The sequence below is a fragment of the Streptomyces hokutonensis genome (assembly GCF_042751305.1).
In the GTDB taxonomy this organism is placed as follows: Bacteria; Actinomycetota; Actinomycetes; order Streptomycetales; family Streptomycetaceae; genus Streptomyces; species Streptomyces hokutonensis_A.
In genome coordinates this window covers 144,484-169,167 of the sequence record NZ_JBHYWD010000001.1, presented here as the reverse complement: position 1 = coordinate 169,167, position 24,684 = coordinate 144,484, and the positions used below count along the sequence as shown (strand labels likewise).

General features: G+C 72.2%; 17 protein-coding genes. 9 read left to right on the top strand and 8 right to left on the bottom strand.

The genetic code is table 11. From position 1 onward, the window contains the following. The coding region (locus ACFXC1_RS00695; protein WP_381236905.1) for a DMT family transporter at positions 1 to 817 on the bottom strand (817 nt) is incomplete at its 3' end. Positions 818 to 864: 47 nt separating this feature from the next. On the opposite strand from ACFXC1_RS00695, the gene pdxR reads away from it, so the two are divergent. From pdxR to ACFXC1_RS00665, 6 genes are all read left to right on the top strand, one after another. Next, on the top strand, positions 865 to 2,322 hold the full coding sequence (gene pdxR / locus ACFXC1_RS00690) for a MocR-like pyridoxine biosynthesis transcription factor PdxR (protein WP_381236902.1): 1,458 nt from the start codon (positions 865 to 867) through the stop codon (positions 2,320 to 2,322). 105 nt (positions 2,323 to 2,427) lie between these two features. Beyond that, on the top strand, positions 2,428 to 4,011 hold the full coding sequence (locus ACFXC1_RS00685; RefSeq protein WP_381236901.1) for an alkaline phosphatase D family protein: 1,584 nt from the start codon (positions 2,428 to 2,430) through the stop codon (positions 4,009 to 4,011). Positions 4,012 to 4,152: 141 nt separating this feature from the next. Beyond that, positions 4,153 to 5,556, top strand: coding sequence for an SWIM zinc finger family protein (locus ACFXC1_RS00680; RefSeq protein ID WP_381236899.1), 1,404 nt, complete (start codon positions 4,153 to 4,155; stop codon positions 5,554 to 5,556). After that, a complete protein-coding gene (locus tag ACFXC1_RS00675) occupies positions 5,553 to 8,216 on the top strand; it encodes a DUF7825 domain-containing protein (protein ID WP_381236896.1) in 2,664 nt (887 codons plus the stop codon). Before ACFXC1_RS00680 ends, ACFXC1_RS00675 begins: the two co-directional genes overlap by 4 nt. 144 nt (positions 8,217 to 8,360) lie before the next feature. Beyond that, positions 8,361 to 9,812 (top strand): GNAT family N-acetyltransferase, encoded by a 1,452-nt coding sequence (locus ACFXC1_RS00670; RefSeq protein WP_381236893.1) that lies wholly within the window; start codon positions 8,361 to 8,363, stop codon positions 9,810 to 9,812. A 103-nt stretch (positions 9,813 to 9,915) separates the two neighbouring features. Continuing rightward, on the top strand, positions 9,916 to 11,607 hold the full coding sequence (locus ACFXC1_RS00665) for a DUF885 domain-containing protein (protein WP_381236892.1): 1,692 nt from the start codon (positions 9,916 to 9,918) through the stop codon (positions 11,605 to 11,607). A 37-nt stretch (positions 11,608 to 11,644) separates the two neighbouring features. On the opposite strand, the gene ACFXC1_RS00660 is transcribed toward ACFXC1_RS00665, so the two are convergent. Together ACFXC1_RS00660 and ACFXC1_RS00655 are read right to left on the bottom strand one after the other, a co-directional pair. After that, positions 11,645 to 12,163, bottom strand: coding sequence for an immunity 21 family protein (locus tag ACFXC1_RS00660; RefSeq protein WP_381236889.1), 519 nt, complete (start codon positions 12,161 to 12,163; stop codon positions 11,645 to 11,647). 104 nt (positions 12,164 to 12,267) lie between these two features. Beyond that, positions 12,268 to 12,708, bottom strand: coding sequence for a rhodanese-like domain-containing protein (locus ACFXC1_RS00655; protein WP_381236886.1), 441 nt, complete (start codon positions 12,706 to 12,708; stop codon positions 12,268 to 12,270). Between the two features lie 126 nt (positions 12,709 to 12,834). On the opposite strand from ACFXC1_RS00655, the gene ACFXC1_RS00650 reads away from it, so the two are divergent. Continuing rightward, complete coding sequence (locus ACFXC1_RS00650; protein ID WP_381236883.1) at positions 12,835 to 13,281, top strand: Lrp/AsnC family transcriptional regulator; 447 nt, start codon at positions 12,835 to 12,837, stop codon at positions 13,279 to 13,281. 39 nt (positions 13,282 to 13,320) lie between these two features. Here the strand turns inward: ACFXC1_RS00650 and ACFXC1_RS00645 are convergent, their stop codons facing one another. The 4 genes from ACFXC1_RS00645 to ACFXC1_RS00630 form a co-directional block, all read right to left on the bottom strand. Beyond that, positions 13,321 to 16,311, bottom strand: coding sequence for an AAA family ATPase (locus ACFXC1_RS00645; RefSeq protein ID WP_381236880.1), 2,991 nt, complete (start codon positions 16,309 to 16,311; stop codon positions 13,321 to 13,323). A 55-nt stretch (positions 16,312 to 16,366) separates the two neighbouring features. Further along, entirely contained in the window at positions 16,367 to 17,530 is a 1,164-nt protein-coding gene (locus tag ACFXC1_RS00640; protein ID WP_381236877.1) for an exonuclease SbcCD subunit D, read from the bottom strand. A gap of 113 nt (positions 17,531 to 17,643) precedes the next feature. Further along, positions 17,644 to 17,841, bottom strand: a complete 198-nt coding sequence (locus ACFXC1_RS00635; protein WP_381236875.1) for a hypothetical protein — start codon at positions 17,839 to 17,841, stop codon at positions 17,644 to 17,646. Positions 17,842 to 18,063: 222 nt separating this feature from the next. After that, positions 18,064 to 19,716: a glycosyltransferase gene (locus ACFXC1_RS00630; RefSeq protein ID WP_381239370.1), complete on the bottom strand. Its 1,653-nt coding sequence runs from the start codon at positions 19,714 to 19,716 to the stop codon at positions 18,064 to 18,066. Between the two features lie 252 nt (positions 19,717 to 19,968). Between ACFXC1_RS00630 and ACFXC1_RS00625 the strand changes: the two genes are divergently transcribed. Further along, on the top strand, positions 19,969 to 21,921 hold the full coding sequence (locus tag ACFXC1_RS00625) for a protein kinase domain-containing protein (protein WP_381236872.1): 1,953 nt from the start codon (positions 19,969 to 19,971) through the stop codon (positions 21,919 to 21,921). 23 nt (positions 21,922 to 21,944) lie between these two features. Here ACFXC1_RS00625 and ACFXC1_RS00620 read toward each other — a convergent pair whose 3' ends face one another. Further along, positions 21,945 to 22,571: a YigZ family protein gene (locus ACFXC1_RS00620; RefSeq protein WP_381236869.1), complete on the bottom strand. Its 627-nt coding sequence runs from the start codon at positions 22,569 to 22,571 to the stop codon at positions 21,945 to 21,947. Between the two features lie 125 nt (positions 22,572 to 22,696). On the opposite strand from ACFXC1_RS00620, the gene ACFXC1_RS00615 reads away from it, so the two are divergent. Next, a complete protein-coding gene (locus ACFXC1_RS00615) occupies positions 22,697 to 24,682 on the top strand; it encodes an APC family permease (RefSeq protein ID WP_381236866.1) in 1,986 nt (661 codons plus the stop codon). Positions 24,683 to 24,684: the final 2 nt, after the last annotated feature.

Below are 24,684 nucleotides of genomic sequence, written 5' to 3'. Positions count from 1 at the left end.
CGCGGCCGGGGGCGGCCCGTTTGGCGCGTGTCCCGCGGGGGGGCGGGGGCGCGGCCGCCGCGACCGGTATGAGGCCGGAGAAGAGCGTGGCGCGCTCCGCGCCGATCCGCTGCAGGCCCATGTACCAGCACACGAAGCCGACGACCGTGACGACCGCCGCCTGCCACAGCAGCGCGGCGGCCTCGGTGGCATCGGGGCGCCGCAGCCAAGCACTCCCGTCGAGGAGCAGCCCGGCCGTCGCCGCCTCGATCGCGGCCACACCGCACACGGTGGCCGACAACAACCGCGGCCCCAGGGGTCGCAGCACGGGCACCGCGAGCATCGCGAAGCCCACCTCGCCCGCAAGTGCGCACCCGGAGAAGGCGATTCCGGTGGCGTCCGTACGGCCCCACCCCTGGACGGTGAACGCGCCGACGGCGACGAGCGACGCCCCGTACAGCACGATCCTGCGCGGACGGCGTCCCTCCAGAAGCGGGACGAGGGTCGCCACGGCCACGGGTGCGCAGCCCACGAAGACGCCCGGGACAGCCGGTTCGGCGCTGTGTTCGGCGGCGATGACGGCCAGGTTGAAGCCGACCATGCCGGTGGCCGCGAGGAGTGCGAGGCGGGCCCACTGACGGGGGGTGAGCGCGCGCAGCCGGGACGTCGCGTCCCTGCCGGTGAAGGGAACCAGCAGCAGGCAGGCGAGGCCGTAGCGCAGGAACTGGCCGCCCGCGTACGGGTAGTGGCCGAGAACGCTGTTGGCGGTGAAGGACGCGCCCACGAGGACGCAGGCGAAGGCGGCGAGCGGGGCGCCGCGGGCGGTGGTTGCGGTCATGGCGGCGACGCTAGGGAGCGTGGCGGTCCGGTTTAAGGTCCACTTCCATGACGTCATCGCGGACCAATCCGGAGGGGCCGACCGATCCCGCGGGTCTGCCGGGTTCCGCCGCGTGGGAGCTGCTGCTGCCCGCCGTCTCGGCACCGGCACGCACGCGTGGCCGCTCGTTCCAGGCCGCGTTGCGGGAGGCGGTGCGCTCGGGGCGGCTGGCGCCGGGCACGCGGTTGCCGTCGAGCCGGGACCTGGCGGCCGACCTCGGGGTGTCGCGGGGACTGGTCACGGAGGCGTACGAGCAGTTGACGGCGGAGGGGTATCTGCGCAGTGGCCGGGGTGCGGGCACCTGGGTGGGTGGTGCCGTGCGGGCGGCGCGGCCACGCGCGCGTGATCTCGCGCCGCGCTCCCCCGGCGCCCGGGTCGACTTCGTGGCCGGAACACCGGACCTGTCGATGTTCCCCCGCGCAGCCTGGGCCGCCGCGCAGCGCGGGGTGCTGGCGGAATCACCGCACGATCTCCTCGGTTATCCCGATCCGCGCGGGCTCCCCCGATTGCGTACGGCGCTCGCCGAACTGCTGGCGCGTCGCCGGGGTGTGGTCGCCGATCCGGAGCGGCTGATCGTGGTCTCCGGAGTGGCGCAGGCGACGGCGCTCCTCGGATTCGTGCTCCACGCGCGCGGGATGCGCACCGTCGGCGTCGAGGACCCCGGCAGCCCGCAGCACGACGCCCTGTACGCCTCGGCGGGTGTCGGCACCGTACCGCTGCCCCTGGACGACGAGGGCCTGGCCATCGGGCCGCTACGGACGTCCGGCGTGCGGGCCGTGGTGGCGACGCCCGCCCATCAGTTCCCCACCGGGATCGCCTACTCCGCGCGGCGGCGGGCCCAACTCCTCGACTGGGCGCGGTCGGTGGACGGCCTCGTCTTCGAGGACGACTACGACGGCGACTTCCGCTACGACCGCGCTCCTGTGGGCGCGCTCCAGGGCCTCGACCCGGAGCATGTCGCCTACGCGGGCTCGGTCAGCAAATCGCTCGCCCCGGGGCTGCGGCTCGGCTGGCTGCTGGTGCCCGAGTCCCTGGCCGACGAGGTGGTAGAGCGCAAGCGGACCATGGATCTCGGGCATCCGACCCTCGACCAGGCGCTGTTCGCCCGCTTCCTGGAACGCGGCGACTACGACCGGCAGTTGCGCCGCTGCCAGCGCGCCTACCGGCAGCGGCGGGACACCCTGGTCGCCGCACTGGAGGAACACTTCCCCGAAGCGGCAGTCACCGGGATCGCCGCGGGACTGCACGTCATCGCCGAACTCCCGGAGAAGTACGGCCCCCAGGACGGCTTCCTGGAAAGGGCCGCCTGCGCCGGTGTCGCGGTGCGCCCGCTCACCGCCTACGCACACGCACGTGCCGACGACGCGGTCGTACGGCTGGTCCTCGGTTACGCGCATCTGTCTCCCGGACGGATCCGCGCGGGTGTACGGCTGATGGCCGGTGCCTGGCACCCGGACGGCCTCTGATGTCACACGTTCCGTTGTTCACCCGTGGTTTCCGTGCGCGCTGCGGCGCACCAGTAGTTGTGGCGGTGCACCCTGACCGCATCCCGTCCGTGGAGGCGCAACCCCATGTCGCATCGTCCGTTCCCCGCCCGCCGCAGCGTCCTGCGCGGCACCCTGGCCGCGTCGGCGGCCCTGACCGTGCCCGCCGCCCTCGGCGCCGCGCCGGCCTTCGCCCTGTCCGGACGTCCGAAGGCGGGCTGGGGTGTGCAGGCGGGGGACGTGACCTCCGACTCCGGTCTGGTGTGGGTGCGTTCGGACCGCCCGGCCCGGATGATCGTGGAGACCTCGGCCACCGAGTCGTTCCGCAATCCGCACCGGTGGCACGGTCCGCTGCTCGGCCCGGACACCGACTTCACCGGCACCACCCGGCTGCGCGGGCTGCCTTCGGGGCAGCAGATCCACTACCGGGTCCTTCTCGCCGACCCCGACGACCCGCGCCGCACCGGCGAGCCGGTCGCCGGCACGTTCCGTACGGTGCCGACCGGGCGGCGTGGTGTGCGCTTCCTGTGGTCCGGGGACCTGGCGGGCCAGGGCTGGGGCATCAACCCGGACCTCGGCGGCTACCGCATCTACGACGCGATGGCCGAGCTGGACCCGGACTTCTTCGTGTGCAGCGGCGACAACATCTACGCCGACGGTCCGATCACGGCGACGCAGGCCCTGCCCGACGGCAGCCTGTACCGGAACGTCACCACGGAGGAGAAGTCCAAGGTCGCCGAGACCCTGGCCGAGTTCCGCGGCAACTTCCGCTACAACCTGCTCGACGAGAACCTCAAGCGGTTCAACGCCCAGGTCCCGTCGATCATCCAGTGGGACGACCACGAGGTCCGCAACAACTGGTACCCGGGCGAGGTGATCGCCGCCACCGACACCCGCTACACGGAGAAGAGCGTCGACGCCCTGGCGATGCGCGCCCGGCGCGCGTTCAGCGAGTACTTCCCGGTCTCGACGCTGCGGCCGGGCGCGAAGGAGGGCCGGGTGCAGCGCGTGATGCGGCACGGTCCGCTGCTCGACGTGTTCGTCCTGGACATGCGGACCTACCGCAACGCCAACTCGCCCGACAACCAGACCGTGGATCCGCAGGGCATCCTCGGCCGTGAGCAACTGGAGTGGCTCAAGCGGGAGTTGTCGCGCTCGCGCGCGGTGTGGAAGGTGATCGCCGCCGACATGCCGCTCGGCCTGGTCGTGCCCGACGCCACCGAGGGCAAGGCGAACATCGAGGCGGTCGCGCAGGGCGACCCGGGCGCGCCGCTGGGGCGTGAACTGCAGATCGCCGAGCTGCTGCGGTACGTCAAGCACCGGCGGATCACCGGCACCGTGTGGCTGACGGCGGACGTGCACCACACCTCCGCCCAGCACTACCAGCCCTCGCGGGCCGCGTTCACCGACTTCGAGCCGTTCTGGGAGTTCGTCTCCGGCCCGCTCAACGCGGGCGCGTTCCCGGCCAACGCCCTCGACAACACCTTCGGTCCCGAGCGGGTGTTCGTGAAGGCGCCGACCGTGGCGAACGTGTCGCCGGCCGAGGGCTACCAGTTCTTCGGCGAGGTCGACATCGACGGCCACAGCGGGGAACTGACGGTGCGTCTGCGGGAGTCGGACGGCACCGTGCTGTTCACGCAGACCCTTCAGCCGGGCCGGGTCGGCCAGTAACTCCACTACCCTCGAACCTGTACCGCGCACCGGCGTCATCCCCCGGTGCGCGGTACGTTCCGCGACACACCGAACTTCCGCGCACAGACCGCGTTTTCGCAGGTCAGGCCGATTGTCAGTGGCGGACTCTACGGTTTTTCCATGACGCGATCTTTGCAGGCCGTGACCTATCGCCGACCCTCCGCGCTGGAGTCGTCGGAGAGTGGACGGCGCCTCTGGCTCGAGACCTCGCAGGGGGCGACTCCTTCGGGTGTCACCGACCATCCGCGCTTCTTCGCGGGCTTCCTGACCTCGCCTCAGGTGGCCTCGGCGGCGCTGCTGGCGGTGGCCGACGTGGCGGGCGCACGGTACTACCAGCGCCAACTGGCCGCCTCTCTCGACCCGGTGGTGACGGCGGGCGGTGACCGGCTGCGCTTCGAGTCCTTCTCCGGCTGCGGCGGGGTGTACGCGCGCCTGGACGTCCTCGGCCCCGGTCTCGACGGCGGCGAGGTGGGACACGGCACGACGAACGTCGACGTCAACAACCCCCTGCGCGAGGCCCTGTCCCGGATCGGCTCGGACGATCCGCTCCATCTCCGGGTCGGCCCCGAGGAGTTGGCCGTGACGACACTGGACGGCCCGGTGCTGGAGAAGAAGGTGCCGCTGCCGGACCGATGGCTGCGCGGCTTCGCGGAGGCCCAGGTCATAGCGGCCGGCTTCGACCTGCGGGCCGAGCTGCCCGCGGCGGAGGCGGTCCGCTTCCTGCGCTCGCTTCCGAAGGCCGGCGCGCGCGGCGCCACGAGCGGCCTCCGCTGGGTCGTACCGGCGGGCCGCGGCCTGCGCCCCACCACCCGCCCGGTCCCGGGCGCGGTGTGCCTGCCCGGGCCGGAGCGGCTGACCGCCCTCCAGCGGGTCCTGCGCCATGCGACGGCCCTGCGGATCTACGGCCCCTCCGTCGTCGGCGCCGCCGCCACGGCCGGTGCGTGGGAGGCCGTCCTGCCCGGGATGCGGCTGACCCTCACGCTGTCGCCGGACGCGTCGCGCGGCTTCTCCGGCGAGGGAGGCGTCCTGGACGCGCTCGCCGCCGACGAGGCCGGTGAGGACGCCGAGTTGATCGCCGTGCTGCTGGCCTGGGAGCCCCGCATCGACGTCGCCGACCTGGCCGCGGCCTCGGGGCTCACCCCCGAGCGGGTCCGCGCCGCGCTGATCCGGCTGGGCACTTCCGGGCGGGTCGGGTACGACACGGCGGAGGCGGCCTACTTCCACCGTGAACTGCCGTACGACGCGCGGCGCGTGGAGCGTCACAATCCGCGGCTGCGCTCGGCCCGCGCGCTGGTGGCCGCGGGCGCGGTGCGGCTGGAGGGCCCGATCGGCACGGTGACGGCCGAGGACGGTCATGTGCACCGGGTGCGTGACGAGGCGGGGGTGCTGAGCTGCAGCTGTGTGTGGTGGGCGAAGTACCGGGGCGGGCGCGGTCCGTGCAAGCACGCGCTGGCGGTGCGGATGGTGCGGCGGGGTGCCGCGGTGGAGCGGGACATGGTGCGGGTCGACGGGGGTGTGCGATGAGTGCGCTGATGGAAGCGGTGCGGGCGGGGCGGACGGCCGAGGTGGTGGGGTTGCTCGACGGGCTGACGGATGCCGAACGACGGGCGTTCCTGCCTGAGTTGAAAGACCTCCGCAAGGAGTTGCGCACGGCGCCGTGGGGTCATCCGTCCCACCATGCCTATCCGACGCTGCACGCGGCCGGTGCCGCCTGCGAGACGGGGGCGGCTGCCGCGGTGAGCTGGATCGCCGCCGGCGACATGCGCTGGTCGCAGTCGTCGTCGGCGCTGCTGCTCCACATCCTGGGCGACCGCGATGCCTCCTGGCTGGCCGATGTGACACACCGCCTCGCCGGGCGCCCGGCCTTCGGCGGCGTGTCGTACGAGCTGATGGCCGGCCTGGTGCGGCTCTCCGGTTGTCCGGTGCCGACGACGGAGACCTATGTGCAGGCCTGGGTGGCGCACACCGGCCAACTGTGGCAGCTCGGGGACACCCTGTTCGACCGGCTGCGCAGGGATCCTCACCTCGCGGAGCTGGTGGCCGCGCTGTTCGAGACGAACGATGTCTCCGGCCCCATGCAGTGGTCCTCGAACGAGAACGTGGACGGCTGGGTCGACGCGATCGCCCGGCTCACCGTCGAGAGTGCCCTGGACCGGCAGCGGACGGTGGACGCCTGTGTGGCCCGGCTGCTGCGGGGCAACTCGACTCTCGACCACCGGGCGTTCCTGCGCGTGCTGAAGGGGCTCGCCCTCACCCGCGAGGAGGAGCGGGAGCACACCGCCGACTGGCTGGCCCTGGCCTCGGACGCGGTGCCCACCGTGGCCGCGCACGCCCAGACGGTGCTCGGCTCCCTCGCCCTGGACGGGGAGTTGACGCCGCGCCGGCTGGCGGAGATGTCCGACGCGGTGCTGTTCAGGTCCGAGAAGAAGCTCGTCCGGGCACAGCTCGTACTGCTGGGGAAGGTGCTGGCACGGGACGCGTCGGCCGCCGCCAAGGTGCTGCCCGCTGTCGCGAAGGCCTTCGGGCACGAGGACACGGACATGCAGGAGCGGGCACTGAAACTGGTCGAACGCCATCTCAAAAAGGTCGACTCCGCCGAGGTGCGGGCCGAACTCGCCGCGGCGGTCGACCAGTTGGTACCCGCCCTGCGCACACGGGCGGTCGAGACACTGGGGGCGGCGCCGGTGACGACGACACCGACGGTGTACGAGGAGGTGCTCCCGCCCGCGCCGGAGCCGGTGCGCCTCGCGCCGATGCCCGAGTCGGCGGTCGGGCTCGCCGAGGAAGTGGGGGTGTTGCTGGCGGGCGGGGGTGACGTGGCCGCGTTCGAGCGCGTCTTGGACGGACTCGTCCGCCACGCGTATCAGGACCGGGAAAACCTGGTGGAGGCGCTGGGGCCGGTGGTCGCGCGCCGCTGGTGGGCGCGCGCCGAACCCGAGTACGCCCAGCTCCCGGACGACCACTTCAGCAAGTCGCACCGCACCTTCGGCAGCGCGGAGAACGCGCTCGACCTCCTTCTGGCCACCCTCCGGAGCAGGCTGCTCACCGCCACGCTCCATGACGGGGTACGGCACGGTCACCGCTCCCAAGACTGCGGGCACACCGCACTGTCCCGGGCCTTCGACGCCCGGGTGTGGGAGGTGGCGTACCGGCTCCGCGTGGAGCCGCTGCCGTTCCTGCTCTCGACTCCGAGCTGGAACACGGGCCTGCTGGAGCCGGACGAGTTGGTGGACCGGCTGGACACTTACCGGCGGCTGGGCGCGCGGGTCTCGGCCGCCGACTTCGCGCAGGCGCTGCTGCGGGTGCGCCGCGGGGACCGGGCGGCGGCAGCGGCGGCAGCCGAGCGCGCGGCGGCGCTCGGTACGGCCGAGGGCGTCCGGCTCGCCCGATGGCTGTCGTCCGGGGAACCCGTGCTGCCCACGAGCCGACGACGGTCCGCCGGGGCCCGCGTCCAGCTCGAATTCGGTGAACTCGTCTCGCTGCAGGCCGACTTCCCGGGGGAGTTCCGGCAGCTGGGGCAACCGACGACGGTCTACGGCGAGCGCTGGCACTGCTACCACTGGAACCGGGACATGCAGCGGCACTGGCTCGCGGTACTTCCCGAGCTGCGCGAGCTGGTGGCGGCGCGGATAGTGCGGGAGGTGTCCACCGCGGCCGTGGACGACGCCCGGGGCGCGGCCGGCGTGCTCCCGGCGCTGGCCGAGTCCGAAGGCGCGGCCGGTGAGGCGACGCATCTGTGTCTGGCGTACGGGCTCGGTGCGCGGCACCCGGAGGACCGGCTCGCCGCGGTGGACGCGTTGCTGGTGATGGCGGCACGGGGGCAGCTGGACGGGGACCGGCTGGGCACGGATCTCGGGCAGTTGGTGCGGAGCGGGGCGGTGAAGCCCTCGCGGCTCGCCGAGTCGATGCGGACGGGGGCCGCCACCGGGGCGAACACGAGCATATGGGGGATCCTCCGGCACACCCTGACCGCGCTGCTCGCCGATGTCGACGGGGACATCAAGCCCGCGCAGGCGCGGGGGCTCGGGGACCTGCTCGCCGTGGCCGCCGAGTGCGCGGAGCGGTCCGGGGCGCGGGACGAGCTGCCGCATCTGGCGCAGACGGCGGACCGGACCGGCTCGTCCCGACTGGTCACGCAGGCACGTCGGCTGCGCAGCGCGCTGGTGGCTGGGGTGGCCGCATGACGTAGGACGGCGGGCCTGACCTTCGGGGCAGCAGACTCGTAAAAAGAACTGCAAAAGGTACAGAACCACGCTTTTACCGGTCGGTCACAGAGCGTTCGTGATCACGCAACACCCTTCCTTCACAGTGGTTGCATGAATCGAGACATGTCTGATGTGACGCGCGCCAGGCACGGGCGTCCGGTGCACCACTGGCGGCGCGACCTGGTGGAGCTGGCGGCGCTGTTCACCGCGGTCGCGGTGGCGGACGTCGTGGCGAATCTGGTGGGGCACGGCCCCGAGGGTCCGGCGCTGCTGGGGATCTCCGCGCTGGCGCTGATCGCCACGGCGGGGTTCCACACCTGGTGGTCACGCCGCCACGGTCACGCACCTCCTACGGGTGATACCGGCGCCCGGTCGACCGCGCGGGTGCGGCAGGCCGGGCCCTCCGAGCCGGAGTCGTCGGTCGATTCCGACTCGGAGTCCCAGCAGTCGTCCGCGGCGCCCGAGGGTGTCGCCGAGCCGGCCACGCTGTGGCGGATGCGGACCACGGTGCGGGACGCTCCCGGATCGCTGGCCGCGTTGTGCACGGCGCTGGCCGGACGGCAGGTCGACATCCTGAGCCTGCAGACGCATCCGCTGGCCGAGGGCACGGTCGACGAGTTCCTGCTGCGGGCGCCGGGCGAGGTCGCGGCCTCCGAGATCACCCGGGTAGTGGCGTCGGCCGGCGGTTCGAGCACCTGGATCGAGCGGGCCGACGCCCACGATCTGGTGGACGCGCCGACCCGGGTCCTGGGCCTGGCCACCCGCACGGCCCTGGACGCGGCGGAACTGCCGCTGGCGCTGCGGCAGTTGCTGGGCCGGTGCACCATCCGTTCGCTGCCCGCGGCCATTTCGGGCAAGGAACGCGAGCCGCAGTCGGTGCCGACGGAGGGGACGTTGCAGGACACGGTCATGCGCCTGCGGGCGCCGGAAGGCGGAGTGATCACCGTGGAGCGGCCGTATCTGCCGTTCACGCCCACCGAGTTCGCCCGGGCGCGGGCGCTGGTGGAGCTGGACGCCCGGCTCGGTCCGCGCATCCCGCGCAGCCAGGACGTACTGACGCTGCCCGAGGGCAACGCGATCACCGTGCGGCGCGCGGACACCGGCGATCTGGAGGCGGCGCGGGAGATGCACGAGCGCTGCTCCGCGCGCACGCTCGGCATGCGGTACCACGGGCCGGTCGGTGACGCCGACCGCTATCTCAACCACCTGCTCTCCCCGCGCTACGGGCGGACACTCGCCGTACAGACGGCCTCGGGACGGATCGTCGGACTCGGGCACCTGTTGTGGGACGGGGACGAGACCGAGGTCGCGCTGCTCGTCGAGGACGACTGGCAGCGGCGGGGCATCGGGAGCGAGTTGTTGGGGCGGCTGGTGGGGATGGCTGTCGAGGCCGGCTGCGAGAGCGTGTATGCCGTGACGCAGGCGTCCAACACGGGGATGGTGGCGGCGATGCGGGGTCTTGAGCTGCCGCTCGACTATCAGATCGAGGAGGGGACGTTGGTGGTCACGGCGCGGTTGGAGACGTCGGTGACTTCCGTGGACGTCACGGAGTTCGGGAAGGCCGAAGCGCCGTAGCAATGGCGGCTGAGTCGGCGGGTGCGGGCCCTTGCTACCGCTTGCCACGCCCGTAGCCGAATCGGGGTGACGGGGAGAAGTCCCAGGTATGAGGATGGTCCCCATGTCGCAGACCCATACTCCGCTGCCCCGGCAGGTCGCCGACGCCTACGTCGACGACCTCATCGCCCTCAACCCGGTCATCGGTACGTATCTCGGCGTGAAGGAGAGTTCGAGCGGGCTGCCCGATCTCTCCCCCGCAGGTCAGGAACGACTCGCGGAGCTTCAGCGGGCGACCCTCGCGAAGCTCGACGAGGCAGAGCGCCGACCCGGCGCGGACAGTGGTGTCGAGCGCCGGTGCGCGCGCCTGCTGCGCGAGCGGCTGACCGCCGCACTCGGTGTGCACGACACCGACGAGGGTCTGCGCGAGGTGGGCAATATGCACACCCCCGCGCACTCGGTGCGTGATGTGTTCACGGTGACTCCGGCCCAGACCGAGGAGGACTGGGCGGCGATCGCGGAACGGCTGCGCGCGGTGCCCACCGCGCTGGCCGGCTACCGCGAGTCCCTCCAACTGGGCCTGGACCGCAAGCTGTTCGCGGGCCCGCGCCCGACGGCCACGTTCATCGGCCAGCTCACCGAGTGGTCGGACCCGGACGGCGAGGGGCGCGGCTGGTACGAGGACTTCGCCTCGGCCGGGCCCGAGTCCCTGCGCGCCGAGCTGGACGAGGCCGCCCGCGGGGCGACCGTGGCCCTGGTGGAGCTGCGGGACTGGCTGCGGGACGTGTACGCGCCGGCGATCGAGGGCGCGCCGAACACGGTGGGCCGTGAGCGGTACGCGCGCTGGGCGCGCTACTTCAACGGCACGGAGCTGGATCTCGACGAGGCGTACGCGTACGGCTGGTCCGAGTACCACCGGCTGCTCGCGGAGATGAAGCGGGAGGCCGAGAAGATCCTCCCCGGCGCCGAGACCCCGTGGGTGGCGCTCGCCCACCTCGACGAGCACGGGCGGCACATCGAGGGTGTCGACGAGGTCCGTGACTGGCTCCAGAGTGTGATGGACCGGGCGATCGAGGAGCTGGACGGCACCCACTTCGAACTGGCCGAGCGGGTACGGCGGGTGGAGTCGCGGATCGCCCCGGCGGGCAGTGCGGCTGCGCCGTACTACACGTCTCCCTCGCAGGACTTCTCGCGGCCGGGCCGCACCTGGCTGCCGACCATGGGACAGACGCGGTTCCCGGTCTACGACCTCGTCTCGACCTGGTACCACGAGGGCGTCCCCGGCCATCACCTCCAGCTCGCCCAGTGGGCGCATGTCGCCGAGGACCTGTCCCGTTACCAGGCGTCCGTCGGCATGGTCAGCGCCAACGCCGAGGGCTGGGCGTTGTACGCCGAGCAACTGATGGACGAGCTGGGCTACTTGGCCGACGCGGAGGAGCGACTCGGCTTTCTGGACGGGCAGATGATGCGGGCCACCCGGATCATCGTGGACATCGGCATGCATCTGGAGCTGGAGATCCCGGCGGACTCACCGTTCCACCCCGGTGAGCGGTGGACGCCCGAGCTGGCGCAGGAGTTCTTCGGAGCGCACAGCAGCCGTCCCGCGGACTTCGTGGAGAGCGAGCTGACCCGCTATCTCACGATCCCGGGCCAGGCCATCGGCTACAAACTCGGCCAGCGGGCCTGGCTGTTGGGCCGGGAGAACGCACGGCAGCGGCACGGCGAGGACTTCGACCTGAAGGCCTGGCACATGGCCGCGCTGTCGCAGGGTTCGCTCGGCCTCGACGACCTGGTGGACGAGTTGTCGCAGCTCTGACGGCGGCACCTGAGGCCGAAGTCCCTTCAGCCCCAGGTCAGTTGGGAAGCCGTCGTAGCTGCACAAGGCCCAGCCAGGTCTCCGGACCCGGCTGGGCGCGGCCCGCGCGGACGGCGTAGCGTCCCGGTTCCAGGTCGACCTTCAGATGCTCGGTGCCTTCCGAATCCCGCCCGGGCCATGCCGAGTCGAAGAGGACGAGCGGTCCGGGGACGTCCCAGCGCACCTCGTTCTCCCAGGTCGCGCCGGCGAGCGCGGCGGGTACGCCGGCCAGCACGTCGTCCTCGGAGTCCGCGGCACACCACCGTACGAACGTGCCGTGCTCCGGCAGGAAGGACGTCGAGGCGGGTTCGTCGCCCAGGACCAGGGCCGCGCTGTCCCCCACCGGCAGCAGGCCGACATACCCGCCGACCTCGCACGCCCGGTCGTAGTCCGAGGCCAGTTCGTCGCCGTCGGCTCCCGTCCAGAACGGCAGCACCGTCTCCGGTACCGCGATGAGCGGCCCGCCGCCCGATTCCACCCACTGCACCGCCGTGTCCGGCTCCGCGTATCGCGCCATGGGCAGAACCTAACGCACAGCGAGCCCACATGTTCGTGGTTCGAGCCGCCGCGTGCTCCGCCAACTCGCTTGCGGGTACGGCCCGTTAACGGTCGGCCCTGTTTTCAGCAGCCGCAGTCGGCCGCGTCCGCCGGTGCCGTCAGCGGGTCGGCCGGGCGTCGCTCCCGCCCTTCCCAGGTCTCGAACTCGAAGCCCTCGCGCACCCAGTACTCGAAGCCGCCGAGCATCTCCCGTACCTGGTAACCGAGTTCGGCGAGGGCGAGGGCGGCGCGGGTGGCGCCGTTGCAGCCGGGCCCCCAGCAGTACGTCACCACCGGCACGGACCTGTCGAGGAGTCGCCCGGCCTGTTCGGGGATGAGCGCGGTGGGGAGGTGGACCGCTCCGGGGATGCGGCCCTGGTCCCAGGACTCGGTGGAGCGTGAGTCCACTAGGACGAAAGCGGGGTCGCCGGAAGCGAGCGCGGCGGCGACATCGGAGACGTCGGTGTGGAAGGCGAGGCTCGCGCGGAAGTGGGCGGCGGCTGCCGCGGGGGCGGTGTTGCTCATGGCTGACCGGCCTTTCACCGAGATGTCCTGACACCCGGAAATCTACGGTCGGCGGCCTGGCCCCTGAAGTGATGATTCCCGGCGTCCTGCTTGATCTGCCGGGGATTCCCTTGCTATTTCTCAGGAATGACTGCGTATTCCCCGGACGCCACCGACTGGCGCATCCTCGACGTCCTCCAGCGGGAGGGCCGGGCCGGTTTCGCCGAGCTGGCCCGTGCCGTGTCCATGTCCGCGAGCGCGGTCACCGAACGGGTGCGGCGGCTGGAGGAGGCGGGGGTGATCCAGGGGTACACGGCGGTCGTGGACCCGGAGCGGCTCGGTCTGCCGATCCTGGCGTTCGTGCGGCTCCGCTATCCGAACGGCAACTACAAGCCGTTCCACGACCTGGTCGCGGTGACGCCGGAGATCCTGGAGGCGCATCACATCACGGGCGACGACTGCTTCATGATCAAGGTCGCGGCCCGCTCGATGCGCCACCTGGAGGAGGTCTCGGGACGGATCGGCACGCTGGGCTCGGTCACCACCAGCGTCGTCTACTCCTCACCGCTCCCCCGCCGCCCGCTGGGTCGCTGACCTCACCGGCCCCGCTGCCGCACCCGGGTCGCTACCGGATCACTGCCCCCGCTGCCGTACGGCCGACCCGGCCCGCCCCTTCACGACCTCCAGCTGCGCGTGGATGCGCCGCCGCAGGTCGGCGACATGGCTGACGATGCCGACGCTGCGGTCCCGCTCGCGCAGCGAGTCCAGGACGTCGAGGACCTCGTCGAGGGTCTGCTCGTCGAGGCTGCCGAAACCCTCGTCGATGAAGAGGGTGTCGAGCCGGACCCCGCCGGCCTCGTCGGTGACCACGTCCGCGAGTCCGAGCGCGAGGGCGAGCGAGGCGAAGAACGTCTCGCCGCCGGACAGCGTCGCCGTGTCCCGCTCCCGCCCGGTCCACGCGTCGACGACATGCAGCCCGAGTCCGCTGCGGCCGCGCCCGGCCCGGTCGTCGGAGTGGACGAGGGTGTAACGGCCGGACGACATGCGCTGCAGCCGTACGGTCGCGGCGGCGGCCACCTGTTCCAGGCGGGCGGCGAGGACGTACGACTCCAGGCGCATCCGGCGTTCGTTGTCCGCCGAGGTGCCCGCGGTGAGGGCGGCGAGGCGGGCCACCCGGTCGTACTCCTCGCGCAGCGGCGCCAGTTGGCGTGCCCCGGCGGCCGACCGGGCGGAGAGCCGGTCGAGTTCGGTGCAGCGCCGGGCCGCCGCGTCGCGCGCGGAGGCCGCGTCCCGGGTCCGCCGCTCGGCCGCGCTCGCGGCGCGCTCCGCCGCGTCCGGGTCGGCGGGCGGCTGCTGGGCGGCTGCGGCGGTGTCGGCCTCCGCCAGCACTGCCCGTACGGCGGCTTCCTCCGACTGCCAGGCGTCCAGGCGCCGTTGGAGTTCGCGGTGGGCGGTGTCGTCGAGGAGGGCGTCGGCAGCCGCCTGCGGAGTCTCGAATCCGGCGCGGAAGGCGGCGTCGGCCAGCCGCGCGTCGGCGTCCTTCAGGCGCTGCGCGGTGTCCTCGGCGACCCGCGCGGCGTCGGCGGCGTCGGTGAGCAGCACGGCCTGCCGCTCCAGCTGGGCGGCGCGCGCCGCCACGCTGTCTGCGGTACCTCGCGTCTGTGCCAACTCCTCCTCCAGCAGGGCCCGTTCGCGGTCCAGGGTGTCGCGGAGGGCCGTACGGGAGGCGGCTCTGAGGGCGGCCTGCTGCTGGACGTTGGTCCGCCGGTCGTGCTCCTGCTCCGCCTGCCGCAGCTCTTCGGTCGCGGGGTGCAGCCAGGAGGCGTCCCGGCGTGCCTGCTCGTACAGCCGCTCCAACTCCGCCACTTCGTCGGCGAGTTGATCGGTGGGCGTGTCCCCCGCCTCCGCCGTGGCGGCGGCGAGCGCTTCCCGTACGAGGCCGAGGCGGCGCTCGGCCTCGGTGCGCTGTTCCTCGGCCTGCTGGTGGGCGGTGAAGGCCTGTTCCTCCACCGCGCGGTCGACGTGTCCTGTCGACTTGCGTGCGGGCGCGGGGTGTTCGGAGGCACCGCAGACCGCGCAGGGTTCGCCGTCGGTGAGGTGGGCGGCGAGTTCGGCGGCGATGCCGTTCAGCCGCTGTTCCTTGAGGTCGAGCCAGTGGGCGCGGGCCTCGACGGCGCGTTCGGCAAGGGCGAGCACCCGCCGCTGGGCGTCCTCGGTGTCTCCGGCGAACTGGTCCCGCTGCCGGGCCGCCCTGAGCCGCCGCTCGGCGGGATCGCGGCGCACGGCGAGCTGCTCGGCCCGGTTGGCGGCCTCCTGGGCGGACTCGATCCGCGTCCGCAGCTCCGCGCGGTTGGTGTCCCATCCGGCGAGCCAGGCCTCGGCCTCCTGCCGTACGTCCTCGTCGGCACGCTCCTGCCGATCCAACTCGGCGCGTTCCACGCCGAGTTCGGTCAGGCGCTGTTCGGCGCGGCGGGCCGACTCCAGGCCGCCCAGCTCCTCGGCGGCCCGGCGGGCGGCGGCGGTGAGCCCGGCCGCTCCGGCACCCGCGAAGGTCTCCGGCAGCAGGTCACGCGCGCGCGTCTCGGCCCGGGCGGCTTCCCGGTGCTCGGTTTCGGCGGCCTCCCGGAGCTCCAGCGCAGGCGCCACCGCCTCCGCCTTGCGCGCCCGCTCCATCCGCGCCTGCGCCTGCCGATAACCGTCGGCGCGCTCCTCAAGAAGGGCGGCCCGCTCCCGCGCCTGCGCGAACCGCTGTTGCAGGCGCGCCAGTTCGCGTACCTCGGCGAGCTCTCGGTCGGCGGCGGCCCGGGCGGACTCGGCGGCGGTGAGGAGGCTGTGCGCGATGGTCAGCTGTTCGCGCGCGGTGCTGCGGGCGACGGCCGCCGCGCCCAACACCTCGGCGGCGAGGCCGGGTTCGCCGGGTGCGAGGTCCGGCAGCTCCATGGCGTCACCGGCGGCCTGCTGCATGCGGTGCGCGTCGGCCAGCAACTCGGCGTCGCCCTGGCGGACTTGGGCCTCGGTGACGCGCCGCCGCTCGGCGAGCCGCTTCTCGACCTCGGCGAAGCGGTGGGTGTCGAAGAGCCGGCCGAGCAGCTTGCCTCGCGCCTCGGCGTCGGAGCGCAGGAACCGCGCGAACTCCCCCTGGGGCAACAGCACGACCTGGCAGAACTGCTCCCGGCTCATCCCGAGCAGCTGGGTGATCTCCTCGCCGATCTCCTGGTGCGAGCGGCTGAGGTCCTTCCAGTCGCCGGCCGTCGCGTCGTACTCGCGCAGCCAGCTCTGTGCCTTGTCCAGCGTGCTGCCGGTGCCGCGCTTCTTGGGGCGGGCCCAGGGCGGCTGCCGGGTGAGTTCCAACCGCCGCCCGGCGACGGTCAGTTCGAGCCGTACCTCGGTGCGGGTGGCGGGCGCCGCGTGGTCGCTGCGCAGGGTGAGGCCCTGGCCGCTCTGGCGGACGCCGGGTACCGAGCCGTAGAGGGCGTAGCAGACGGCGTCGAGGACGGAGGTCTTGCCGGCGCCGGTCGGGCCGTGCAGGAGGAAGAGACCGGCGGAGGACAGTTCGTCGAAGTCGACGGTCTGCGAGCCGCCGAAGGGCCCGAAGGCGGTGATGTCGAGCCGGTGCAGCCTCATCGCACACCCTCTTCTGCCGAGAGCCGCGCGCTCACTCCTGCCGAGGGCCGCGCGTTCACGGCGTCACCTCCCGCACCAGCGCGTCCGCGCGCACCGCGTCGAACGCCTCCTGGAGCACGGTCTGTTCGTCCTCGTCGGGTCCTGCGCCGCGCACATGGGCCACGAAGTCGTCGGCGATCTCCTGGTCGCTGCGGCCCGCGAGACGCCTGGCATACGACACGTCGGGGTCGTCCGAGGACCGCTCGGGGTCGAAGACCAGGCTGAGGGTGTGCGGGAAGCGCTCGGTGAGCCGGGCCATGGGGTCGGCCGGGCGCACCGGGTCGGTGAGCGTCGCCTCGACCCACGCCTCCTCGTGCCGCGCGAGCTCCGGATCGTCGAGCAGATCCTCCAACGCGCCCCTGATCCGGGCCAGTTCGCGCGGCACCGGGCAGTCGACGCGCTCGGCGGTGACGGTCCCGTCGGCGTCCAGGTCGACGAGCCACATGCTCTTGCGGTGGTCGGCCTCGGAGAAGGAGTACGGCAACGGTGAGCCCGAGTAGCGGACGCGCCCGGTGATGGTCTGCGAGCCGTGCAGATGCCCGAGCGCCACGTAGTCGACGCCGTCGAAGACACCGGCCGGTACGGCGGCGACCCCGCCGACAGTGATGTCCCGCTCACTGTCGCTGACCTCGCCGCCGGTGACGAAGGCGTGCGCGAGAACCACGGACCGGGTGCCGGGCGCGCGGCCGGCGAGGTCGGCACGGACGCGGTCCATGGCCGCGGCCAGCACCGCTTCGTGGCCGGCCTTCTCCACCCCGAACTCGGCCTTGACCAGGGCGGGTTCGAGATACGGCAGCCCGTAGAAGGCCACCTCCCCGAACGCGTCCGGGATCACCACGGGCGTCCCGCAGGCCGACGGCTCGGTCCGCAGGTGGATGCCCGCGCGGTCGATCAGTCCCGCGCCGACGCCGAGGCGGCGGGCCGAGTCGTGGTTCCCGGAGATCATCACCGTGGGCACGCCCAGGTCGGCGAGCCGGTGCAGGGTGTCGTCGAAGAGCTCGACGGCGGCGAGCGGCGGGACCGCACGGTCGTACACGTCTCCCGACACGACCACGGCGTCCACGGCGCGCTCGCGCACGGTGGCGACGAGGTGGGTCACGAAGTCGGCCTGGGCCCCGAGCATGTTCACTCGGTGGAACGCCCGGCCCAGGTGCCAGTCGGAGGTGTGCAGCAGTTTCATGGAGCCACCACGCTAGCGCCTGTGGCCCCCCTGCTTCACCACGGCCACACGCTTGCGCCTGCCACATCGGGCAAGAAGCCGCGAATATCCCTTATGTCGACACCCAACACCCCTTATGTCATGGTCTGGTACACGAGGTTGCGCAGCCGGCGGCGGATCGGCGTGCGGTGTCTGCCCCAGGTGACGACCTGGGTGCGGAAGACCGCCGTGACGCCCTCGACCGGGTCCACGAAGAAGTGGGTGTTGGCCGCGCCGGACCAGCCGTACTCCCCCTTGTTGCCGAACGAGCCCGCGCCCACGGGGTCGGTCACGACGTAGAAGCCGAGCCCGAACCCGCAACCGCGTTTGGGACGCTGCGACCCACTCCGGTCGGGTGGGCCGGGAAGCTACGCAACCGGTTCTCTCGCCGCTGCCCCGGCCCGCGCGGCAGCCACCGTTGTGCCCGGTGCGCCGGGGCGCGGACGGTGCGCCCTCCCCCAATCGCGGGTAGGCCGCAGACCAACGCAAATCGGCTCCCTCGCCCACCGCCCCCGCTACCGCAACAGCCACCGCTCGGCCCGGCGCGCCGTCGCGCGGACATTGCGGCTCGTGTCGGGCGGGAGGCGGCGCAGGACTTCGCGGACGCCGTGGCGGAGGCGGTGGTCGGCGGCGGTGCGCAGCAGGAGGCGGCGGGTGGTGCCGATATCGCCGGGGGTGCCGACGGCGAGCCGGAGTTGACCGCCTGGGCCCGCCCAGGTCGGGGAGACCAGGCGCGCGGGCGCTCCCACGGCGACGGTGCCGAGGATTACGCGGGAGCGGCCCGGGGTGGGGGTCAGCCGGGGACGGCGGCCTACGCCGAGCAGTTGGGCGCTGGCCCAGACCTGGTAGGCGCCGGGGGCCATGGGCTCGTCGCCGGTGACGGTGAGCGGGTCGATGACCGTCTCGCCGGTGACCACGACCTGGTGGCGGTCTCCGCCCAGGGGTTCGAGGGCCGGCGTCAGTTCCCCGTCGGGGTACCACCAGTGGTTGCCCGCGGTGTCATGGACTATGAGCTCCCCGTGCGCGGAGGTGAAGGGGTCGGGGACCTCCCAGTTCTCGGCTCCCCCGATGCCGTCGAGAAGTCCGGGGTCGAGCAGTGTGCGTCCGCCGCGCTCCACGACGGCCAGCGGTTCACCGTCGCCCCGGACCATCCCGATCCGGGTCCGGAGCACCAGCCTGCCATTGCGCCAGCGCATGTCGTCGACCTCGACGTGCGCCCTGATCTGTTCGGTGCGGCGGGCGAGTTCGACCAGGGAGTCGAGCCGGCCGCGCACCAGCAGCTCCGCCCGCAGCCGACTGATCGCCGGGAGTCCTTCGCTCACCCCCGCCGGATAGCTCGTCATCGCCATCCGGCGGACCGTGGTGAAGTACGCCTCCAGATCCTTCCCGCTGCGCCGCAGCACGCGGGGTTCGCTCACCGGCCGCAGCAACTCCACCCGGTACGAACGGCGCAGCAGCCGGTCCTGGAGGTCGCCCGGCGGTGTGCCCTCCTTGATCGCCTCGACGACCTTGCCGAGATGGCCGTAGTAGTCGTCGGGGGTGATCCGGCGGCTGCTGTTGTTGCCGCCGTCCTCCCGACGGTTCCACCGGTAGCAGGGGTAACTGCCCAGTATCGAGACGGTCTTGGCCCGCACATAGGTGCGCGCCATGAACAGCTGGTCCTCCAGCCTGACCCGGCCCTCCGGGAAACGGATCCCGTGCTCGTGCAGGAAGTCCCGGCGGAACATCTTGTGCGGCGTCAGGCTCTCGAAGAGCGGCGCGTCGGCGGCGGTGCACCGCTCGACGGTCCGCTTGAACACATTGCTGGGCCCTTGCATCGTCCCGTGCACCTTGCCCAGCACGATGTCCGACCCGTTGCGCTCCGCCAGGGCGTACAGCCGCTCCAGCGCCTCGTACGACAACTCGTCGTCCTGGTCGACGAATTGGACGTATTTCCCCCTCGACAGATCGATGCCGACGTTCCTCGGTCTGCCCGGCCAGCCGGAGTTCTCCTGCCGGTGGACCCGCACATGCGCGTGCGCCTCGGCCAGCCGCCCGAGCCGCTCGGCCGAGTCGTCCGTCGACCCGTCGTCGACGTACACGACCTCGTAGGCGTCCGCTCCGAGGCTCTGGTTGACGAGTGACGGCGCGCAACGCTCTATGTAGGAACCGGCGTTGTAGACCGGCACGACAACGCTCACCTTGATCAAGACATCCCCCCCGGGACAAGTGGTGTTGCCGTACCAGACACTTGTTGTTGGGGAGAAGTTGTACGTCCCTTGGTGCGGAGGTTACGAAATGGTCGGGCGCGGGCAGGCCCCGCTCGATCTCGCGTGGTCCCGGCTGCCGTGTCCCCGCAGGAAACCGTCAACTCCCCTGCCTCATAAGGGAGCTGCGCTAATCTCACGTCACACGCACCACGCGAGAGACACAGGGTTCCCATGCCAGTCGAGTACCGCGGTCGGTCCGAAACGATGGCCTATGCGGCGGCGGGGATGGAACCGCCGCCCGTGGTCCCGTTGCGGAAGAGCGATCCCCGGCAGGCGGGCCCGTACCGCTTGCTGTCGGTGCTGGGCAGCGGTGGGATGGGCCGGGTCTATCTCGGCCGCGACGCCACCGGCGCCACCGGACAGGCCGCCGTGAAGGTGATCCGTCCCGAGTACGCGGAGGACCCGCACTTCCGCAAGCGCTTCGAGCGCGAGGTCGGCGCCCTCGACAGCATCCAAGGGGCGCACATCGTACGGCTGTTGGGCAGCGGCTGCGACGAGGAACTGGTGTGGGTCGCCACCGAGTACATACCCGGGCCCACGCTGGACCAGCTGGTCGACGCGCGCGGGCCGATCGACGCGGCGGCGGCCTGGCGGCTGATGGGCGACGTGGGACGGGCGATCGAGGCGATCTGGCGCGCGGGGCTGGTGCACCGCGACCTCAAGCCGTCCAACGTCATCCTGGGTGCCGACGGCGCCCGCGTCATCGACTTCGGAGTCGTCCAGGCCACCGACGGCACCTCGATCACCGCCACCGGCCAGAACGTGGGCACCCCGGCCTACATGTCCCCGGAGCAGGTCCGCGGCCAGGAGGTGACCGCAGCCTCGGACATCTTCTCGCTGGCGTCCACGCTCACCTACGCCGTCGCCGGGGAGGCTCCGTTCGGCGAGGGCACCGGCGTCGACGTGCTGCACCGGGTGGCCTTCGACCCGCCCCGGGAGGAAATCCTCGACAAGGTCGCGGCCGCCGACGCGGAGCTGGCCGCGTTCATCCGCGTCTGCCTGGACAAGGATCCCGAGCAACGGCCTTTGCCCGAAGCCGTGTTCAGGACGGCCATCGGGCATCAGCTGTCCGGGCCGGTCGGGGACCCGCCGCGCGCGTCCGCTCCCGAGCAGGGTGCCTCTCCCCGGCCCGCGATCTCCCCCGTTGCTCGTCCCATCGCGACGCCCCCGGAGCCGCCCGGCAAGCCCCAAGTCGCGCCCGGAAGACGCGGAAAGCTGATCGTGGGTGCCGTCGCCGCCGCCGTCCTGGTCGCCGGCGGCATTACCGCGACGCTGCTGCTGCACCACGACGACGGCAGCGGGCCGTCGGCCGGTGCCGGGCCGGAGGCATCCTCAAGAGCGGCCGTACCGCAGAACTCATCCTCGGCGCCGAGCAGTTCACCGACCTCGGACGCGACCCTGCCGGGGACGGGGAACGTGGCGTCGCAGAGCCCGACGAAGGCGCCGGCCACCCACGATCCCGCGACCCTCGACATCCGGATCGCCTCGTGCGTCGCCGAGATCGCGTCGCACTCCCACGGCGACTGCGTCAAGGCCCTCCAACTCCTCCTCGCCGGCTACGGGTTGCACGTCACGGTCGACGGCGACTACGGGGAGACGACGAGCGACGCGGTGAAGGCCTTCCAGACCGAGGCCGGAACCACGCCGAGCGGGTCGGTCGACGCGCAGACCATGAAGCTGCTGTACGGCACCGAGCGCGGTCCGGTCAGGGCCGGTTCGGTGACCGTCACCGAGAGCGTGCACGCCGTCGAGGTCGCGCGGTGTCTCGACGCCCGCGTCCCCGCGGTGCAGGTGTGGGGGTGCAACGGCACGGCGGCCCAGAAGTGGGCGCTGTACCGCGTGCCCGGCCACGCGTCCCAGTACCTCGTCGTCAATCAGGGCAACCACAACTGCCTGGACGCCGACGCGAGTACGGTCGGCCAGAACCTCTCGAAGATCCGGGCCACGAACTGCGACGGGCTGAGCGCGCAACGGTGGCAACTGGGCAGCGCCGGAACCCTGGTCAGCGCCCCGGACGGCCGCTGTCTGGACGCGCAGGCCTCCGAGTCGGGGCAGGACGGTCAGCCCGTCCAGACCTTCGGCTGCGCGGGCAGCTCCAACCAGGTCTGGAACTGGCACTCCTGACGGAGCGTCAGAAAAGTCAACGGTCAGGCGTCCCCGTACGCCTCGCCGCCCAGCTCCAGCGCCGCCGTCCCCGCCGTCGCATCGGCCAGCCACGCCCGGAAGGCGTCCACATCGGCGTCCGGCAGCCCGATCTCGATCGTGACCGCCTCGCCGTAGCGGACGTCCCGGACCTCGCGGCCGGTGGCGCGCAGGTCGTTCTGGATCTTGCCGGCCCGCTGGTGGTCGACGGTCACCGTGGCGAGCCGGAAGCGGCGGCGGGTGAGTGTGCCGAGGGCGTCGAGCGCCTCGCCGACCGAGCCGCCGTAGGCCCTGATGAGACCGCCCGCGCCGAGCTTGACGCCGCCGTAGTAGCGGGTGACGACGGCGACGACGTACCGCATGTCGCGGCGCAGCAGCATCTGGAGCATGGGGACGCCGGCCGTGCCGCCCGGTTCGCCGTCGTCGCTCGCCTTCTGGATCGCGGCGTCGGCGCCGATGACGTAGGCGAAGCAGTTGTGGGTGGCGTCGGTGTGTTCCTTCCGGATGCGGGCAACGAAGTCCTGGGCCTCCTGTTCGGTGGCCGCCGGGGCGAGGGCGCACAGGAAGCGGGAGCGGTTGACCTCGGTCTCGTGCACGCCCGGCCGGGCTACTGTGCGGTACTCGTCCTGCATCCGGCCAGCCTATGCGCAGTGTCAGGGGTCGCCCCCGGTCCGGGTGCGGGTGACGATGTGGTGGATACTCGCTGCTCGTTGCCCGGGTGGCGGGTGCGGTCGTTCGATCTCGGGGAGTTCTCAGCATGACCGGCGCGCAGGTGGACCGTACGGAGAGCGTGGAGTCCGGGGGTTCAGGGTCCGCCGCCGAGCGCTGCCGGGCCTGGCTGCTGGAGGGGCTGAGCGAGCAGAGCGCCCGGCATCCGGGGCCGCACGCGACGCCGAACCCGGAGCACGAGGGGCACCGGTGGTGGCGGGTCATGTGTCTGACCGGCGTCGACTACTTCTCCACGCTGGGCTATCAGCCGGGCATCGCCGCTCTCGCGGCCGGGCTGCTGTCGCCGCTCGCGACGGTCGTGCTGATCGGGCTGACGCTGCTCGGGGCGCTGCCGGTGTACCGGCGGGTGGCGCACGAGTCTCCGCACGGCGAGGGGTCGATCGCCATGCTGGAGCGGCTGCTGCCGTGGTGGTCGGGGAAGATCTTCGTGCTGGTGCTGCTGGGCTTCGCGGCGACAGACTTCATGATCACAGTCACCCTGTCGGCGGCGGACGCGGCCGCGCACGTCGTGGAGAACCCGTTCGCGCCGGGCTGGATGCACGGCGGCAACACCTGGATCACGCTGGTGCTGGTCGGCGCGCTGGGCGCGGTCTTCCTCAAGGGGTTCCGGGAGGCCATCGGGATCGCCGTGGTACTGGTGGGCGTGTATCTCACGCTCAACCTGGTGGTTCTCGCGGTGTCCGCCTGGGAGGTGCTGAGCCATCCGGTGAAGATCGGCGACTGGACGGACGCGATGACGGCCGCGCACTCCTCACCGCTGGCGATGGTCGGCGTCGCGCTGCTCGTGTTCCCGAAGCTCGCGCTCGGCATGTCCGGCTTCGAGACGGGCGTGGCGGTGATGCCGCAGGTCAAGGGCGACGAGACGGACACCTGGGAGAAGCCGACGGGCCGTATCCGCGAGACCCGCAAGCTGCTCACCACGGCCGCCGTGATCATGTCCGGTTTCCTGCTGCTGTCCAGCCTCGCCACGACCATCCTCATCCCGCAGAGCGCGTTCAAGACCGGCGGCCCGGCCAACGGCCGCGCCCTCGCCTACCTCGCGCACGAGCACCTGGGCCAGGTCTTCGGCACGTTCTACGACGTCTCGACGATCGCGATCCTGTGGTTCGCGGGCGCCTCCGCACTCGCCGGGCTGCTGAACCTCGTCCCGCGCTATCTGCCGCGCTACGGCATGGCGCCCGAGTGGACGCGGGCGGTACGCCCACTGGTCCTCGTGTTCATGGTGACGGCCGTGCTGATCACGCTCTGGTTCCACGCGAGCGTCGACGCGCAGAGCGGCGCGTACGCGACCGGTGTGCTGGTGCTGATGCTCTCGGCGGCGTTCGCCTCCACCGTCACCGTGCACAAGCGGGGGCATCGGAAGGCGACGCTCGGGTTCGGCGCGATCACGGCCGTGTTCGCCTACACGCTGGTCGCGAACGTCGTCGAACGGCCCGACGGCATCAAGATCGCCGGGATCTTCATCGTGCTGATCCTGGCGACGTCGTTCGGTTCGCGCATCCACCGCGCCTTCGAACTCCGCGCCGCCGAGGTCACGTTCGACGACACGGCGGCCCGTTTCATCGACGAGGCGGCCCGCTCCGGACCGCTCCGACTGATCGCCAACGAGCCGCAGGAGCACAGCAGTCGGGAGTACCGCGCCAAGGAGTACAGCCAGCGCGAGCACACCCACATCCCGGACGGTGGCCCGGTGCTCTTCGTGGAGGTCATCGTCCGCGACTCCTCGGACTTCACCGCGGACATCGCCGTGCACGGCGACAAGAAGTACGGGGTACGGCGGCTCCGGGTCGAGGGCCCCACTGTGCCCAACTCGATCGCCGCGGTCCTGCTGGCCCTGCGGGACCGCACCGGCGAGGTCCCACACGCCTACTTCGACTGGACCGAGGGCAACCCGGTCAGTCATCTGATCCGTTTCCTGGTCTTCGGCGACGGCGAGGTCGCACCGGTCACCCGCGAGGTACTCCGCCGCGCGGAACCGGACCGGCACCTGCGGCCCCGCGTCCACGTCGGCTGACC

Coding starts and splice junctions, on each gene's coding strand:
- pdxR (WP_381236902.1), top strand. CDS start 865: ATGACGTCATCGCGGACCAATCCGGAGGGGCCGACCGATCCCGCGGGT.
- ACFXC1_RS00685 (WP_381236901.1), top strand. CDS start 2,428: ATGTCGCATCGTCCGTTCCCCGCCCGCCGCAGCGTCCTGCGCGGCACC.
- ACFXC1_RS00680 (WP_381236899.1), top strand. CDS start 4,153: ATGACGCGATCTTTGCAGGCCGTGACCTATCGCCGACCCTCCGCGCTG.
- ACFXC1_RS00675 (WP_381236896.1), top strand. CDS start 5,553: ATGAGTGCGCTGATGGAAGCGGTGCGGGCGGGGCGGACGGCCGAGGTG.
- ACFXC1_RS00670 (WP_381236893.1), top strand. CDS start 8,361: ATGTCTGATGTGACGCGCGCCAGGCACGGGCGTCCGGTGCACCACTGG.
- ACFXC1_RS00665 (WP_381236892.1), top strand. CDS start 9,916: ATGTCGCAGACCCATACTCCGCTGCCCCGGCAGGTCGCCGACGCCTAC.
- ACFXC1_RS00660 (WP_381236889.1), bottom strand. CDS start 12,163: ATGGCGCGATACGCGGAGCCGGACACGGCGGTGCAGTGGGTGGAATCG.
- ACFXC1_RS00655 (WP_381236886.1), bottom strand. CDS start 12,708: ATGAGCAACACCGCCCCCGCGGCAGCCGCCGCCCACTTCCGCGCGAGC.
- ACFXC1_RS00650 (WP_381236883.1), top strand. CDS start 12,835: ATGACTGCGTATTCCCCGGACGCCACCGACTGGCGCATCCTCGACGTC.
- ACFXC1_RS00645 (WP_381236880.1), bottom strand. CDS start 16,311: ATGAGGCTGCACCGGCTCGACATCACCGCCTTCGGGCCCTTCGGCGGC.
- ACFXC1_RS00640 (WP_381236877.1), bottom strand. CDS start 17,530: ATGAAACTGCTGCACACCTCCGACTGGCACCTGGGCCGGGCGTTCCAC.
- ACFXC1_RS00625 (WP_381236872.1), top strand. CDS start 19,969: ATGCCAGTCGAGTACCGCGGTCGGTCCGAAACGATGGCCTATGCGGCG.
- ACFXC1_RS00620 (WP_381236869.1), bottom strand. CDS start 22,571: ATGCAGGACGAGTACCGCACAGTAGCCCGGCCGGGCGTGCACGAGACC.
- ACFXC1_RS00615 (WP_381236866.1), top strand. CDS start 22,697: ATGACCGGCGCGCAGGTGGACCGTACGGAGAGCGTGGAGTCCGGGGGT.